The sequence below is a fragment of the Anaerosacchariphilus hominis genome (genome assembly GCF_014290175.1).
Lineage (GTDB): Bacteria > Bacillota > Clostridia > Lachnospirales > Lachnospiraceae > Laedolimicola > Laedolimicola hominis.
Map to the genome: position 1 here is coordinate 322761 of NZ_JACOOR010000004.1, position 14197 is coordinate 336957.

Below are 14197 nucleotides of genomic sequence, written 5' to 3' on the forward strand. Positions count from 1 at the left end.
TGTTCTCCTATTTCTTCTTGTGTACATTTCGTATGGTTTTCTTTTTGGGACGCTGAGCCTGCGGTTTTTGCAAAACAAAGGGATCCGATTTCCGTTTTCCGGTGGGCTTTCTGATCCGCGTGGCGTCAGGGCGTTCTTCCGCAGGTCTGCTGCCCTTGGGACGCAGCAGACATTTGGGGCCATAGCCGATGAGATCTCTTCGCCCGGCCTTTTCCAGGGCTTCCCGCACCAGGGCTTCGTTTTTGGGATCCCGGTACTGGATCAGGGCCCGCTGCATGGCCTTTTCATGGGGATTCTTCGGCACGTAGACCGGCTCCATGGTCCGGGGATCCAGCCCGGTATAGTACATGCAGGTGGAAATGGTGGAAGGAGTGGGATAAAAGTCCTGGACCTGTTCGGGCATATATCCCAGATCCCTGCAGTATTCTGCCAGCTCGATGGCTTCTTTCAGAGTGGAACCCGGATGGGAGGACATGAGATACGGTACCAGATACTGCTTTTTCTGCAGGGTTTCATTCATTTTTTTATAGCGGCGGCAGAACTCTTCATAGACACCGCGGTTTGGCTTTCCCATCCGGGAGAGTACCGCGTCCGATACATGTTCAGGGGCCACTTTAAGCTGACCGCTCACATGGTATTCACAGAGCTCTTTCAAAAAGGTCTGATTCGGATCCGCCAGCACGTAATCGAAGCGGATACCGGAACGGATGAATACCTTCTTGACGCCGGGAACCGACCGGAGTTTCCGGAGCAGGGAAATATAGTCGCTATGATCCGCTTTCAGATTCGGACAGGGCTTCGGGAACAGGCACTGCCGCTCCGGGCAGGCACCAGCCTTCAGTTGCTTATCGCAGGCGGGACGCCGGAAGTCCGCAGTGGGGCCTCCCACATCGTGGATATAGCCTTTGAAATCCGGATCTTCTGTCATGAGATGAGCTTCCCGGAGCAGGGATTCATGGCTGCGGGACTGAATGATCCGCCCCTGGTGGAAGGTCAGGGCGCAGAAAGAGCAGGCGCCGAAACAGCCACGGCAGCTGGCCAGGCTGAACTTGATTTCCGAAAAAGCAGGAACCTCTCCCCGGGTCAGACAGCTGGGGTGAACGGCCCGCTGATAAGGCAGGTCGTAGATCTCGTCCATTTCCTCCCGGGTCAGAGGCCGGGCCGGAGGATTCTGAACTACGTACAGATGTTCGGAATACTGCTCGGCCAGACGTTTTCCGCGGATGGGGTCCGTATTCTTGTGCTGGATGCCAAAGCTCTTGGCATAGAGAGTCTTATCGGCTTTCATGCTCTCATAATCCGGAAGGAAGATGGCGTCGTAGATATCCTCTTTCCGGGAAGTCCGGAAGACAGTTCCGTTGATGAAGGTCAGATCATGGATGGAGATACCGGAGGCCAGGGCGTCAGCGATTTCCACGATGGACCGCTCCCCCATTCCGTATGAAATGAGATCCGCGCCGCTGTCCAGAAGAAGGCTCCGCTTAAAGCCGTCCGCCCAGTAGTCATAGTGGGCCATCCGGCGCAGACTGGCCTCGATGCCACCCAGAATAATGGGTACATGCTTATAGGCGTGACGGATCAGATTGCTGTAGACCATATCCGCCCGATCGGGCCGCCGTCCCATGACTCCGCCCGGGGTAAAGGCGTCGGTCCTTCTGCGCTTTCTGGATACGGAGTAATGGTTTACCATGGAGTCCATATTTCCCGAAGATACCAGAAAGGCCAGTCTGGGTTCGCCGTACACCCGGATGCTGTCCGGATTCTTCCAGTCCGGCTGAGACAGAATGGCCACGCTGTAGCCATGGCTTTCCAGAACGCGGCTGATGATGGCCGGGCCGAAGGAAGGGTGATCCACATAGGCGTCTCCGATGACATAGACAAAGTCCGGCTGTTCGATTCCCCGTTCGATTAATTCTTCTTTGGTTGCGGGCAAAAATCCCTGCTGCTTCATAAAGGTACTCCTATTCCTGTACCAGGCTCTCATACATTCCGTTCAATACCTGGTAAAAATCCTGTATATAATAATCGGCCATGCGCCGATTCTCTTCCTGTCGCTCTTTCGCGTAGGCATCGTAAATGGCGCAGACCCTCATGCCTGCGCTTTTTCCGGCCCGGATGCCGGCGGGCGTATCCTCGAACACCAGACAGCGTTCCGGCTTTACGCCGAGGGTTTCTGCCACCTTCAGATAAATATCCGGCGCAGGCTTTCCGGCGCCTGCCTCGCAGGAGGTCATGAGGCACTGGAAATAAGGATCTATCCGAAGTCCCGCGATGACGGCGTTTAAAAGCTCCCGGCCGTTGCTGGTGGCGATGCCGGAGCGAATGCCATGTTCCTTCAGATATTGCAGAAATTCCAAGGCTCCCGGCTTTAAGGGAACCTCATGGGCGTACTTTTCCTTTGACATGGCGATCCATTCAGCCTTTATGACATCCAGGCTATCCGGCAGAGAGAACCTCTCTTTAAAGTAGACGGCTGTCTCCGAGAAACTCATGCCCTCGATCTCCTGCTGGAGTCCGACCGGAACTAAAAGGCCGTGCCGTCCCAGATATTCCCGGTCAATGGCCCCCCACATCCACATGGAATCCACCAGGGTTCCGTCCAGATCAAAAAGGACCGCGTCTATTCCTTTCAGCATCCCGTATCCTCCTTTAGTTTCTGAAGCTCCTCTTCAGTCAGTTTCCGGCAGTCTCCCGGGGTCAGAGCCTCGTCCAGAATTAAACTTCCCATGGAAAGCCGTTTCAGATAGACCACCTGGCAGTCGATGGCCTCAAACATCCGTTTTACCTGATGATAGCGGCCCTCCCGGATGGTGACCTGTATCTCAGACTCCGGGCCGGAGCTTAAAATGTGAAGAGCCGCCGGAAGGGTCTCTTTTTCATCGCCGATGTCCAGTCCCCGGGCGAACTGCTCCACATGGGCTTCGGTGACCTTACCGAGGATGCGGGCATAATAGACCTTGTCCACATGGCGCCTGGGGGAAAGCAGGTAATGAGCCAGCTTTCCGTCGTTAGTCAAAAGCAACAAGCCTTCCGTATCCCGATCCAGGCGTCCAACGGGAAACAGATCCTTTCTTGCCTCCTCCGGCAGATAGTCTATCACCGTAGGAAGTGCCCGATCCTCTGTGGCGGAGACGCATCCCGCAGGTTTGTGAAGCATCCAGTACTCCACAGTGCACAGGGAAAGCTTCTGTCCGTTCACAGCGACCTGGTCGGTCTCCATTACTTTTTGCTCCGGTCGGAGAGCCTTGGTGCCATTGTGGGTTACAAGTCCGGCTTTTATGATTTTTTTTACTTCGGTGCGGGTGCCGTATCCGGCTTCGCACAGGTATTTATCCAGACGCACGCTACCACCTCCAGCCGGGATAATATTTGTTCTTCAGGGTTCCGCCCGCAAGCTTTCCCCAGCCTAAGGGGAAGCCGTCCAGGCAGACCAGGCACCAGCCCTTTTCCTTGGCGGAAATCCGGTCTTCCACGTCCAGGGTCTCGCCTTTCAGATAGCGGAGTACCCGTTCATCGGAAACGGTCAGATCCACTGTGCGGGTAAAGTCCTCCCGGCGGAGAAACATGGCCAGAGCCTGGCTGGGCTCAAAGCGTTTCTGCTTCACCTCGCCCAGATAAAGCCCGGTTCTTAAAAAGCGAAGCCCCCGGATATTCTGATTCAGCAGGGGATCCGGCAGCAGGTACAGCCGTCCGTCGTAGAGGCGGAACCGGGCCGGATCCCAGGAAAGCTTCAGATCCTTTGCGAAGGCAAGCCATTCCTCGGGAAGCTTCAAAGCTTTGGAAGCTCTGGTTCCGGAGACGGAAGTTTTTCCGTCTCCAGTTCCCCGGTTTTCAGCACTTCCTTTCTGAAGAAGCGCAACGAAATGACCTTCTCCGTGAATGTGATGGGGATAGAGCCGTCCCGCCTCGGCGCAGCCCTGCTTTCCGGGTTGGAAGCCAAGCTTCGCTGCGGGAACAGGCAAAGGAAGAGGAAGAAGCCGGAAGCCGCCCTCCAGTCCCTTCAGATAGTTCAGAGTCTCCTCATTTTCCTGAGGGGAAAAGGTACAGGTGGAATAAACCAGAAGCCCGCCGGGCTTCAGAAGCTTTGCCGCCCAGGTGACAATCTCTTTCTGGATAGTCGCGTAATAGGAAGGGCCATGCTCCTCCCAGTCTTTTACCATGACAGGCTCTTTTCGGAACATACCCTCGCCGGAGCAGGGGGCGTCGATGAGAATCTTGTCGAACCAGCCCTCAAAATACCGGCAGAGCCGTTCGGGCGTCTCGCTGGTTACCAGAATATTTCCGGCGCCGAAGAGCTCCAGGTTCTTTAACAGAGCCTTGGCTCTGGAATTGCTGATATCGTTGGCTACCAGAACGCCTGTTCCATGAAGTCTGGCAGCCAGCTCCGTAGCTTTGCCGCCGGGAGCGGCACAGAGATCCAGTACCCGGTCGCCCTCTTCGATGGGCAGACAGGCTGCCGGAGTCATGGCGCTGGGCTCCTGCAGATAGTAAAGTCCGGCTGCGTAGTAGGGATGGCGGGAGGCCCGCTCCTCACCTTCCAGATAAAAACCGTTTCCGGTCCAGGGAACCGGTTCCATGGAAAAAGCCGAAAGCTCCCGAAAAGCTTTCGGACTGATTTTCGTCGTATTGACCCGCAGGCCGCGATAGCCCGGGGCGTCATAAGTATTCAGCCAGGCATCATACTCTTCGCCCAGTAGTTCTTTCATTTCCCGTAAAAATATCTCCGGTAATCTCATGCTAATCTCATTCGTCCTCCAGAATCAGGGCCTGCGCCCGGTATCCCTCTGCTATCAGATCCAGCTGCCGGTCGAAACGCTCCAGCTGGTCGATGTCGTTCATGGCATAAATCCGGTAAAATTCATCCTGAATCTTCAGGATCTCCCGCTTATTGGCCACCTTGTACAGGTTCTGAATATTGTTCAGAATATCCGCTACGATATTGGCCTGGATCCGGAAGGAAATCTGGGCATCCATGATCTCGCTGCGGACGGTGGACATCTCGTTGTCCAGAACGATGATGGCGTCCGCAGCGTTCAGAAGCCTTTCCTTGATGTGATCCGGAATCTCCCGTTTGTACTTATACTGGAGAGAATGCTCCACCGTGGCCCAGAAATTCATGGCCATAGTCCGGATCTGCACTTCCATCTGCAGCTTCTTTGGGCCGTCCAGGGTGTCTACCGTATAGTAAATAATCATATGATAGCTGCGGTAGCCGCTGCTTTTCATTTCCCGTATGTAATCCCGCTCCTGTTTGATTTCCATGTCCTTTCGGGCGCGGATAATCTCCACCACCTTATCGATATCCTCCACAAACTGACAGATGATGCGGATACCGGCCAGATCGGAAATCTTATCCTCGATATCTTCCAGATCGATCTTTTTCTTCTGGCATTTGTCCAGGATACTGGATATGCTCTTGACCCGGCCCTCCACCTGTTCGATGGGGGAATAAAGTCCCCGGTCCCGATGCTCCTTAATCAGGTGGTTAAACTTGGTCATCACTTCCTTGACGGCCAGTTCATAGGGATTCAGGATCTCCCGCCACAGTTGTATCTCCATAAAACCTCTCCTTTATTCTCTTCCATAAGGGAGCTTCGTGTGCTCCAGATATTTCAGAAACCAGTAAGGATTCACCGCCAGATCCGGGAGTTCTCCGGTCCGCACATAGATACCGAAGTGCAGATGAACCGGAAACTGTCCGCTGGTGCCCTCCCGGGTTCCATATCCGGTATCGCCCATATACCCCAGCAGCTGTCCGGCCTTCACCGGATCACCGGGCTGAAATTCCTCCGCATAGGAGGAAAGATGGGCATAGTAAAAATATACGTCATGGAGGGAGCGGACGCCGATACGCCAACCGCCTTTCTCCAGCCAGCCGATCTTTTCGACGGTTCCGTCGCTTACGCTCACCACCGGATAATAATCGCTCCGGTTCTCAGGCGGCATGAGATCCGTTCCCTCATGTCCGTAGCTGCCTCCGTAGGTCCGCTCAAACATCCAGCTGTTCTCATAGGAGACCGCTGTCTCTTTTTCTGCTTTATCCTCAGGAATCGGAAAGTATTTCAGATCCTTCCAGATGTTCTCATACTGTTCAGCGAATTCCCGCATCAGGACTTCCGCCTGACTGTCGTCTTTCATTTCCGGAATATGTGCCCGGATCCAGGCAGTTTCCCAGGAGAGAAGGAGGCACAGGCAGAGTACCAGCAGGCAGCAGGACGCTTCCGTCAAAAGGACTGGCCGCAGTTGACGCATAGATAGCTCCGTTCTGAAATCATACTAACATTATAGTATATGCTTATTTCAGAGCTTTCAGAACTTCAACAACAAAATGATAGATTCGTTCCGTGGAGGAAATGCTTAAACGCTCCTTGGGCGTATGAATGTCGTACAGGTTCGGTCCAATGGATACGCAGTCCAGGCCCTCCATTTTGCCGCTGAAGAGGCCGCATTCCAGACCTGCGTGGATGGCCAGAACCTTCGGTTCCTGACCGTAGAGATTCTGGTATACGGATACCATGGTATCCCGAAGCTCGGACTCATGACGGTACTCCCAGCCCGGGTAATTGCCCTTCTCTTCGTAGGTTCCGCCCACGAATTCAATGCAGTGGCGGAGACGGTTTCCGAGCTCCAGCTTTTCGGATTCCACGGAGCTTCGCACGCTGAAGATAGCCTTTGCCTCAGTCTCCTCCAGGCGCAGAATACCCAGATTCAGGGATGTCTGTACCAGTCCGGGGATGTCCATGCTGTTGCGGATGACGCCATTGGGAACCATGTGGAGTACATACATGAGGATGGCTGCGCTCTTGGGGGTCAGAGCCTTTCCGCTCTGCCCTCCCTCGTTCACAAAGCTGACGGTGACTCCGGCATCGCTGGAAGCATACTCCTCTTTATAGGTGTTGTTCAGCTGCTGCAGCGCTTCTTCCAGACGGGAAGTCTCCTCTTCCGGCACGTAAAGCACGGCTTTGGTGCTTCTGGGAATGGCATTATCCATCAAGCCGCCCTCCAGGGCTGCGATGCGGAAGTTCACCACGTCATCCAGGGCACAGAGGGCACGGCCCATGAGAATGTTGGAATTTCCATGTTCTTTGTGAATCTCAGCGCCGGAATGTCCGCCCAGCAGGCCGTCTACGGTGACGGTGTAGCGGATGCCTTTCGTATCCTGGTATTCAGCCGGGATATGAAGAATACTATCCATGCCTCCCGCGCAGCTGACAGTAAAGATGCCCTCCTCCTCGGAGTCAATGTTGATGAGCTTCCGGCCCTTTAGATGGGAGGTATCCAGATCCTTGGCTCCTAAAAGTCCCACTTCCTCTCCTGTGGTAAAGAGGCACTCCAGACGGGGGTGAGCGAGGCTGTCGTCATCCAGGACAGCCAGAGCGATGGCCACGGCGATGCCGTCGTCTCCGCCCAGGGTCGTACCCTTTGCATAAACGAAATCGCCGTCTACTGCAAGCTCCAGGGGATCCTTCTGGAAGTCGATGGTACAGTCGGCTTCCTTCTCACATACCATGTCCAGATGACCCTGGAGAATGACAGTGGGAGCGTCCTCATAGCCTTTGGAAGCTTCCTTTACAATGACCACATTGTTGGATTCATCGCAGGAAACGGCCAGTCCCCGTTCTCTGGCAAAGTCCATACAGTAACGGGCAGCTCCGGCCTCATTGCCGGATCCCCGGGGAATCCGGGTCAGAGCCTCAAAATACTCAAATACTTTTTCCGGTTTTAATCCTTCTAATACGCGCATAATAGTCCTCCTTGTATTCATACAGTAGTTTATGAAGAAAAAATATGTTTATTTATTTCTGACAGCTGTTTTGTTTCTTTATCTTCTATGCAGACCGGGGCAGGCCTCCGGGGCGGCGGCAGCCGGTATTCTGCTGTGGTTCCGCTCTCTGCTGCCGGTTCTTCTGCCCTTCTTTATCCTGTCTGGGCTCCTGACGGCCCTGGACGGAACGGCTTCCCTGACCCGGCTGATTTATCCGGTGCTGCGCCGGTGCTTCGGCTGTTCCCCGGAAGGCTGTTTCTGTCTGGTGGCGGGCTTCCTCTGCGGCTATCCGGTGGGGGCCAGGACGGCGGGCGATCTGGTGCGGAACCGGAAAATCTCCCGGGAGGAGGGACAGTATCTGCTTTCTTTCTGTAACAACGCCAGTCCGGCTTTTCTGACCGGCTACTGCCTCACCGACTGCCTGAAACTGCCGAAGCTGGTTCCTTTGTCCCTGGGGCTGATCTACGGCGTTCCCCTGCTCTATGGAATGATCGTGCGAAAGGGAAGGATGTTTCCCATCCTGTCCGCAGAAAAAAAGACATCCGGATCTCAAATCAGCTTTAAAATCGTAGATGCCTGTATCATGGACGGCCTGGAAAGTATCCTGAAGCTGGGTGGCTATGTCATCCTCTTTTCCATGCTGGCGCAGCTCCTGAAGGAGCTTCCGCTTCCCAGTCCGGTTCTTACCTGTATCGGAACAGGGCTTCTGGAAATCACCAACGGAATCGCGGATACTGCCGTCTGTCCGGGACTATCCGGGAATACTGCCTGGAGCCTGGCCATGGCCTTTGCAGCTTTTGGAGGTCTCTCCGGTACGGCGCAGACGGAAAGCATGATTCAGGGAAGCGGTCTGTCCACAGGAGCTTACCTGAAAGCAAAGGCAGGTACTTCCCTGATAGTCTTTTTGCTGTGCGGCCTGCTTTGTCTTTATTCCGCCTCTTCGGGATTCTGAACAGCCGTATCGGACATGGCCGGAGCCAACTCCGCCCGATTGTTGGCGAGAATCTCGCTGAAATTGTTCAGAGAATTCATCATGGACTCGTAGCGGGCCGCATGATTCTCCATGGTCTGACGGATCAGGTTCTGGAGATTTCCCAGCATATCGTCGGTGTAACGCATGGCCTGCATCCGGTATTCATTGGCCTCCATGGTGGCGGCGTCCAGACGCTTCTGGGCCTCTGCCTCAGCGGCTGCCATGATCTCATTTGCCTGCACATAGGCCTGCTGCATGATTTCGTGCTCGTTGATCAATTCGGTCGTATGTATATTGGCCTCCTTGATGATGGCATCTGCCTTTGCCTGGGCGTCTGCCAGAATGGCGTCCCGGTTTGCCAGAACCTTCTGATAACGTTTAATCTCCTCGGGGGTCTTCATGCGAAGCTCCCGCAGAAGCTCTTCGATCTCTTCTTTATTGACGATAATATTTGTCTTTGACAGGGTCTGAGGCTTGCAGCCGTCAATATACTCCTCTATCTCCTCGATGATCTGTTCGATCTTGCTGCTCATATCCATTCTCCTCTCATCATGGACCGGAGCTGCCGGTCTTTTTTATAATTCATAAAGCTCGTGCATCCTGCTTCGGATCTTCTCTTCCACGTAAGGCGGAACAAAGGCGGAAATGTCACCGCCGAAAGCGGCCACTTCTTTGACGGTCGTGGAGCTAAGGTAAGCGTACTCCAGACTGGTGGTCAGAAACAGCGTATCCAGATCCGGACTCATAATCCGGTTGGTCTGTGCCATCTGAAGCTCATAGTCGAAATCCGTGATGGCACGCAGGCCCCGGACGATAATATGGGCTTCACACTCCTTTGCGAAATCCACCAGAAGTCCTGTAAAGGAACGAATCTTGATATTGGGATATTCCTTTGTCACTTCTTCTAACATCTTAACACGTTCTTCCACAGAAAACAACGGAGATTTGGCCCGGTTATTCAGGACGCCCACTACCAGCTCGTCCACGATTCTTGAGGACCGGACGATCACGTCCAGATGGCCCTTGGTTACCGGGTCAAAACTTCCTGCGTATATTGCTCTAATCATCTGTCTCCCTCTTACAGCTCTATAAAGAGATGTTTATTTGTTTTGTATTTTTTAACTTTGCGGATGGTATATCCCAGATCCTGGATCCAGTCTGTATCCTCGGAAAGGGCGGCTTCCAGAATCACCGTACCCTCCTCTGTGAGAAGGGATGAGCTGCGAAGATATTCCAGAATCTCCCGTTCAAGCCCCTTGCCGTAGGGTGGATCCAGAAAAATCAGATCAAAGGGTTCTTCTCCCTCCAGCACCCGGAGAGCGCCCAGGGCGTCCATGAAAAATACCCGGGCCCGATCCTGAAACCGGGTGAAGGCCAGGTTCTCTTCGATGCACTGGCAGGCCTTTCGGTTGTTCTCCGCGAAGGCGGCAAAGTCCGCACCGCGGCTTAAGGCTTCGATGCCGATGGCGCCGCTTCCTCCGAAGAGATCCAGAAACCGGCAGCCCGGAATCTCCGGCTGCAGCATATTAAACAGGGTTTCCTTGATCCGGTCGGTGGTGGGCCGGGTATCCAGCCCTTCGATGCATTTGAGCGGCATGCTTCTGGCCGTTCCTGCGATGACTCTCATGGCGTTACCCCCTTACCTGACCGTTTCCGGTGATTTCGTATTTATAGGAGGTCAGGGCGATAAGTCCCATGGGACCTCTGGCATGCAGCTTCTGGGTGCTGATGCCGATCTCCGCGCCGAAGCCGAACTCAAAGCCGTCCGTAAACCGGGTAGAGGCGTTCACATAGACGGCCGCGGCATCAATTTCTCGGAGAAACTGCTCCGCATGGGCCGGATTCTCTGTGATAATGGCCTCGGAATGGCCGGTATTGTAGCGGTTAATATGGGCAATGGCTTCTTCGATGGAGTCCACGGTTTTCACGGACAGAATGTAGTCCAGGTATTCCGTTCCCCAGTCCGCCTCCGTGGCCGCCTTCATGGGAATGCAGGAGGAAGCGGCCTCGTCGCCCCGGAGTTCCACATCCTTTGGAGCCAGCTTTTTGGCCAGCATGGGGAGAAACTCCTGGCTGACGCTGCGGTGTACCACCAGGGATTCACAGGCATTGCAAACGCCGATACGCTGGGTCTTGGCATTGTATATAATATCTGCCGCCATGGAAAGATCCGCAGCGTCGTCCACATAGATATGACAGTTTCCGGAGCCGGTCTCGATGACCGGAATGGTGCTATTGTTCACCACGGTAGCGATGAGCCCCGCGCTTCCCCGGGGAATCAGCACATCTATGTAACGGTTCAGCTTCATAAAGGCAGAAGCTGTCTCACGGCTGGTATCGGAAAGAAGCTGAATGGCAGAAGCCGGACAGCCACAGTCCTCCAGGGCTCTCTGAAGGACTTCCACGATGGCCTGATTAGAATGGATGGCATCGCTTCCGCCCCGGAGTACCACAGGGTTTCCGGTCTTGAAACAGAGACCGAAGGCGTCGGCAGTCACATTGGGTCGTGCCTCGTAGATGATGCCGATGACGCCTAAGGGCACCCGTACCCGGCGGATATGGAGGCCATTTTCCGGGGTCCACTCTTCCATCACTTCCCCGATGGGGTCAGGCAGGGCTGCGATTTGACGAAGTCCCTCCGCCATGGCAGCGATACGCTCCCGGCTCAGCTGAAGGCGATCCAGAAGACCGGTCTTCATGCCCTTTGCCAGGCCTGCGTCCATATCAAGCGCATTGGCATCCAGGATATGCTCCGTCTCGTCAATGAGCCGGGCTGCAGCGTGAAGCAGTACCAGATCCTTCTTTTCCCGGTCCAGAACCCGGAGCGCCGGCTCCGCTTCCTTTGCCTTTTGCCCGATAGCCTCCAGGGAGGCTGCCACAGTATCTCCGATGATCCGCTTTTCGGTAACGATCTTTTCCGGGCAGATATCGAAGGACTCGAAAGGCACGGACTCCTTCACCTGGAACTCAAAGGCCAGAGCAATGTGGGGAAGGGCCGGATGTGCTTCCAGAAAACGGTCGTAAAAGCCGCCGCCATAACCGATCCGATGCCGTTCCTCGTCAAAGGCCACGCCGGGCATCAGCATCAGGGCATGGCTCTCGTCCGCCTTATCGTCGGCGGGGTGTATCTCGTAGGGCTCCCGGATACCGAAATAGCCCTCCTCCAGATCCGTTTCCAGGGAGGTGATATAGAAAAACTTCATGTCCTGTCCCAACACTTTTGGGACAGCCACACGCTTGCCGTCGGCCCAGGCAGCCCGGATAATATCCGAGGTCTCTACCTCATGCTTGCAGTCCACGTAAGCGTAAATCACATCTGCCTTCTGATACTCCGGCAGGGTCAGTACCAGATCCCGCAGAGCCAGGCTCATCTGATGAATCTCTTCATCGGTGTGAGCGGCGCGGAGCGCCTTGATCTCCTTGCGGAGCGCTTTTTTTTCAGTTACCTTTTCTGTCTGCATCATACTTTTCACCCAGATTCACGATACTTCCGTCCTGTTCCTGAATATCAATGTGGTTCAGCTGACCACGGAGATTCATCCGGACGGCTTCAATATATTCCAGTCTCAGAAGCTTCTGCTCCTTTTTTTCTTCTTCTGTCAGGCCCTCCGCCTTGGAACGGCGGTAGAGCTCATTGATACGCGCAATCTTATCTGCGTCCATGTGTAGTTGTTCCTCCTTATGTACAGCGGTTTCACCTGGGATCAGGTCCTTCCCACCCTGCAAAATCCGCGGTTTTCTCAAAGATGTCCTTTGCGTATTCATAGCCGTGCTCATAAAAACGCGTGAGTACGTCCACATGATTTTCCGTATTTTTCACCACCGGAACCTGGGGACGGATGACGAAGACGTGTCCCCGGCTTTCCAGATCCTCGATGAGTTCCATGGTGCGGTTATAATAATAAGCCCGGTACTTGATGGCGTGAATCAGATTCGGGTACTTCTGATACATGATCTGTGCCATCTTCAGGGTCTTCTTTGCGGGAGCCTTCCGGTATCCTTCCTGTCTCGTCAGAATGATGACCGGCTTTTTCACTCCGTCGTGCAGGGCCTTCCGGATGGGGACGGAATCAGCTACGCCGCCGTCTACCATAGGAACGCCGTCCACATCCACCACCGGTGACACCACCGGAAGGCTGGAGGAAGCACGGCAGATGGCCATGAGCCGCTGACGGTCGGAGGTCTCGTTTAAATACTCCGCCTTTCCCGTGAGACAGTTGGTGGCGGTCAGAATACAGGTCATATCCGAAGAAAAATAGGTATCATAGTCAAAGGGAATGATTTTATTGGGAAACAGATCAAAAATCAAATCCATATTAAAAAGACTGTGGGTTTTGATCAGAGACTTCATCCCCACGTAGCTTCCGGCCTCCAGAAAGTCGATGGTGCAGGTCTTCATCCGCCCCGGCTGCCGGGAGACATAGTTTACTGCATTGCAGGCCCCCGCCGAAACACCGATGACGTAGGGAAGATACATGCCCTGTTCCATAAAATAATCCAGTACGCCGGCTGTAAAAACGCCTCTTGTGCCTCCGCCTTCCAAAATCATGCCTGATTTTTTCATGAAAAATGCGCCTCCAGAAATGTTTTTAAATCAAACTGTTCGTCTTTATTCGCCTGAAAAAAGGTGCCGTAGGGCTGGCCGTCCATGATCCGGTGAAGTACCGACATATCCGCTCCGTTGGCGATGAGCATATCAGCCCCCACGGAGGTGGCAAGCTCCGCAGCGATGAGTTTGGTAGTCATGCCGCCGGTGCCCAGACCGCTGACCGCGTCCTTTCCCATGCTTTTCAGGTTCCCATCCAGCTCCTTCACATAGGGAATAAACTCCGCCTCCGGATTCAGACTCGGATTGTCCGTATAAAGGCCGTCGATGTCAGAAAGCAGGATCAGAAGATCCGCCTCCACCAGGGAGGCCACAATGGCGGACAGGGTATCATTGTCGCCGTGGAGAATCTCAAAGGTGGAGATACTGTCGTTGGCATTGACTACGGGGATGGCACCCAACTCCAGAAGCTCCTCAAAGGTGTCCTGGGCGTGACGGCGGTTCTTCTGATTCAGCATGGTATTTCGGGTCATGAGAATTTGGGCCGCCACCTGGTTGTATTCCGCGAAAAACTTCTGGTAGATCATCATAAGCCGGGCCTGGCCGATGGCCGCGCAGGCCTGCTTTAAGGATACCCGGTCGGGCTTTTCCTTAAGCCCAGCGGCCTTGCGCCCCACACCGATGGCTCCGGAGGTCACCAGAATCACGTCGCGCCCCTGATTGTGCAGATCGGAAAGCTCCCGAACCAGACGCTCCACTTTGATGAGGTCGAGACCGCCCGTCTCCGGGTGGATCAGGGAGGAGGTTCCCACTTTCACGACGATTCGCTTTTTATCTTTTATCTCTTCTCTATAGTGCTCTCTCATGATTTTTTATCCTCAGATTTCTTCTTTCTGTCTTTTCTCTTCTGTCA

The 14197-nt window shown here is 54.3% G+C and carries 15 protein-coding genes and 1 pseudogene; 1 reads left to right on the forward strand and 15 read right to left on the reverse strand.

What is annotated here, in order from left to right; translation table 11 throughout:
* Nucleotides 1-7 precede the first annotated feature (7 nt).
* Genes H8S44_RS08665 through H8S44_RS08695 form a run of 7 tightly spaced genes read right to left on the reverse strand, consistent with a single transcriptional unit; the run spans nucleotide 8 to nucleotide 7744 of the window.
* Nucleotides 8-1951, reverse strand: coding sequence for a YgiQ family radical SAM protein (locus H8S44_RS08665; RefSeq protein WP_186872140.1), 1944 nt, complete (start codon nucleotides 1949-1951; stop codon nucleotides 8-10).
* A gap of 10 nt (nucleotides 1952-1961) precedes the next feature.
* Complete coding sequence (locus H8S44_RS08670) at nucleotides 1962-2636, reverse strand: HAD family hydrolase (protein WP_186872141.1); 675 nt, start codon at nucleotides 2634-2636, stop codon at nucleotides 1962-1964.
* The gene (locus H8S44_RS08675; protein ID WP_186872142.1) at nucleotides 2630-3343 is read right to left on the reverse strand and encodes a pseudouridine synthase; all 714 of its coding nucleotides are present in this window, start codon (nucleotides 3341-3343) and stop codon (nucleotides 2630-2632) included. The genes H8S44_RS08670 and H8S44_RS08675 overlap by 7 nt, the downstream gene beginning before the upstream one ends.
* A 1-nt stretch (nucleotide 3344) precedes the next feature.
* Nucleotides 3345-4736, reverse strand: coding sequence for an RsmF rRNA methyltransferase first C-terminal domain-containing protein (locus H8S44_RS08680; RefSeq protein ID WP_186872143.1), 1392 nt, complete (start codon nucleotides 4734-4736; stop codon nucleotides 3345-3347).
* 7 nt (nucleotides 4737-4743) lie between these two features.
* Complete coding sequence (locus tag H8S44_RS08685; protein ID WP_186872144.1) at nucleotides 4744-5559, reverse strand: GTP pyrophosphokinase; 816 nt, start codon at nucleotides 5557-5559, stop codon at nucleotides 4744-4746.
* A gap of 12 nt (nucleotides 5560-5571) precedes the next feature.
* The gene (locus tag H8S44_RS08690; RefSeq protein WP_186872145.1) at nucleotides 5572-6252 is read right to left on the reverse strand and encodes a M23 family metallopeptidase; all 681 of its coding nucleotides are present in this window, start codon (nucleotides 6250-6252) and stop codon (nucleotides 5572-5574) included.
* Between the two features lie 43 nt (nucleotides 6253-6295).
* The gene (locus tag H8S44_RS08695; RefSeq protein WP_186872146.1) at nucleotides 6296-7744 is read right to left on the reverse strand and encodes an aminoacyl-histidine dipeptidase; all 1449 of its coding nucleotides are present in this window, start codon (nucleotides 7742-7744) and stop codon (nucleotides 6296-6298) included.
* Nucleotides 7745-7775: 31 nt separating this feature from the next.
* On the opposite strand from H8S44_RS08695, the gene H8S44_RS08700 reads away from it, so the two are divergent.
* On the forward strand, nucleotides 7776-8717 hold the full coding sequence (locus H8S44_RS08700) for a nucleoside recognition domain-containing protein (RefSeq protein WP_186872147.1): 942 nt from the start codon (nucleotides 7776-7778) through the stop codon (nucleotides 8715-8717).
* Here the strand turns inward: H8S44_RS08700 and H8S44_RS08705 are convergent.
* The 8 genes and pseudogenes from H8S44_RS08705 to proB form a co-directional block, all read right to left on the reverse strand.
* Complete coding sequence (locus tag H8S44_RS08705) at nucleotides 8693-9271, reverse strand: ATPase (protein ID WP_186872148.1); 579 nt, start codon at nucleotides 9269-9271, stop codon at nucleotides 8693-8695. The two genes, H8S44_RS08700 and H8S44_RS08705, sit on opposite strands and share 25 nt — an antisense overlap.
* A gap of 42 nt (nucleotides 9272-9313) precedes the next feature.
* Complete coding sequence (gene coaD, locus H8S44_RS08710) at nucleotides 9314-9805, reverse strand: pantetheine-phosphate adenylyltransferase (protein ID WP_186872149.1); 492 nt, start codon at nucleotides 9803-9805, stop codon at nucleotides 9314-9316.
* Nucleotides 9806-9816: 11 nt separating this feature from the next.
* Complete coding sequence (gene rsmD / locus H8S44_RS08715; protein WP_186872150.1) at nucleotides 9817-10365, reverse strand: 16S rRNA (guanine(966)-N(2))-methyltransferase RsmD; 549 nt, start codon at nucleotides 10363-10365, stop codon at nucleotides 9817-9819.
* Between the two features lie 4 nt (nucleotides 10366-10369).
* Nucleotides 10370-11617: a glutamate-5-semialdehyde dehydrogenase gene (locus H8S44_RS08720; RefSeq protein ID WP_334297568.1), complete on the reverse strand. Its 1248-nt coding sequence runs from the start codon at nucleotides 11615-11617 to the stop codon at nucleotides 10370-10372.
* 33 nt (nucleotides 11618-11650) lie between these two features.
* A pseudogene (locus H8S44_RS16870) lies at nucleotides 11651-12202 on the reverse strand (5-formyltetrahydrofolate cyclo-ligase); the annotation flags it as partial.
* The gene (locus H8S44_RS08725; protein WP_186872151.1) at nucleotides 12177-12401 is read right to left on the reverse strand and encodes a DUF896 domain-containing protein; all 225 of its coding nucleotides are present in this window, start codon (nucleotides 12399-12401) and stop codon (nucleotides 12177-12179) included. The gene H8S44_RS08725 and the pseudogene H8S44_RS16870, both read right to left, overlap by 26 nt.
* 31 nt (nucleotides 12402-12432) lie before the next feature.
* Nucleotides 12433-13302: a patatin-like phospholipase family protein gene (locus H8S44_RS08730; RefSeq protein WP_186872152.1), complete on the reverse strand. Its 870-nt coding sequence runs from the start codon at nucleotides 13300-13302 to the stop codon at nucleotides 12433-12435.
* On the reverse strand, nucleotides 13299-14150 hold the full coding sequence (gene proB, locus H8S44_RS08735) for a glutamate 5-kinase (RefSeq protein WP_186872153.1): 852 nt from the start codon (nucleotides 14148-14150) through the stop codon (nucleotides 13299-13301). The genes H8S44_RS08730 and proB overlap by 4 nt, the downstream gene beginning before the upstream one ends.
* Nucleotides 14151-14197 lie beyond the last annotated feature (47 nt).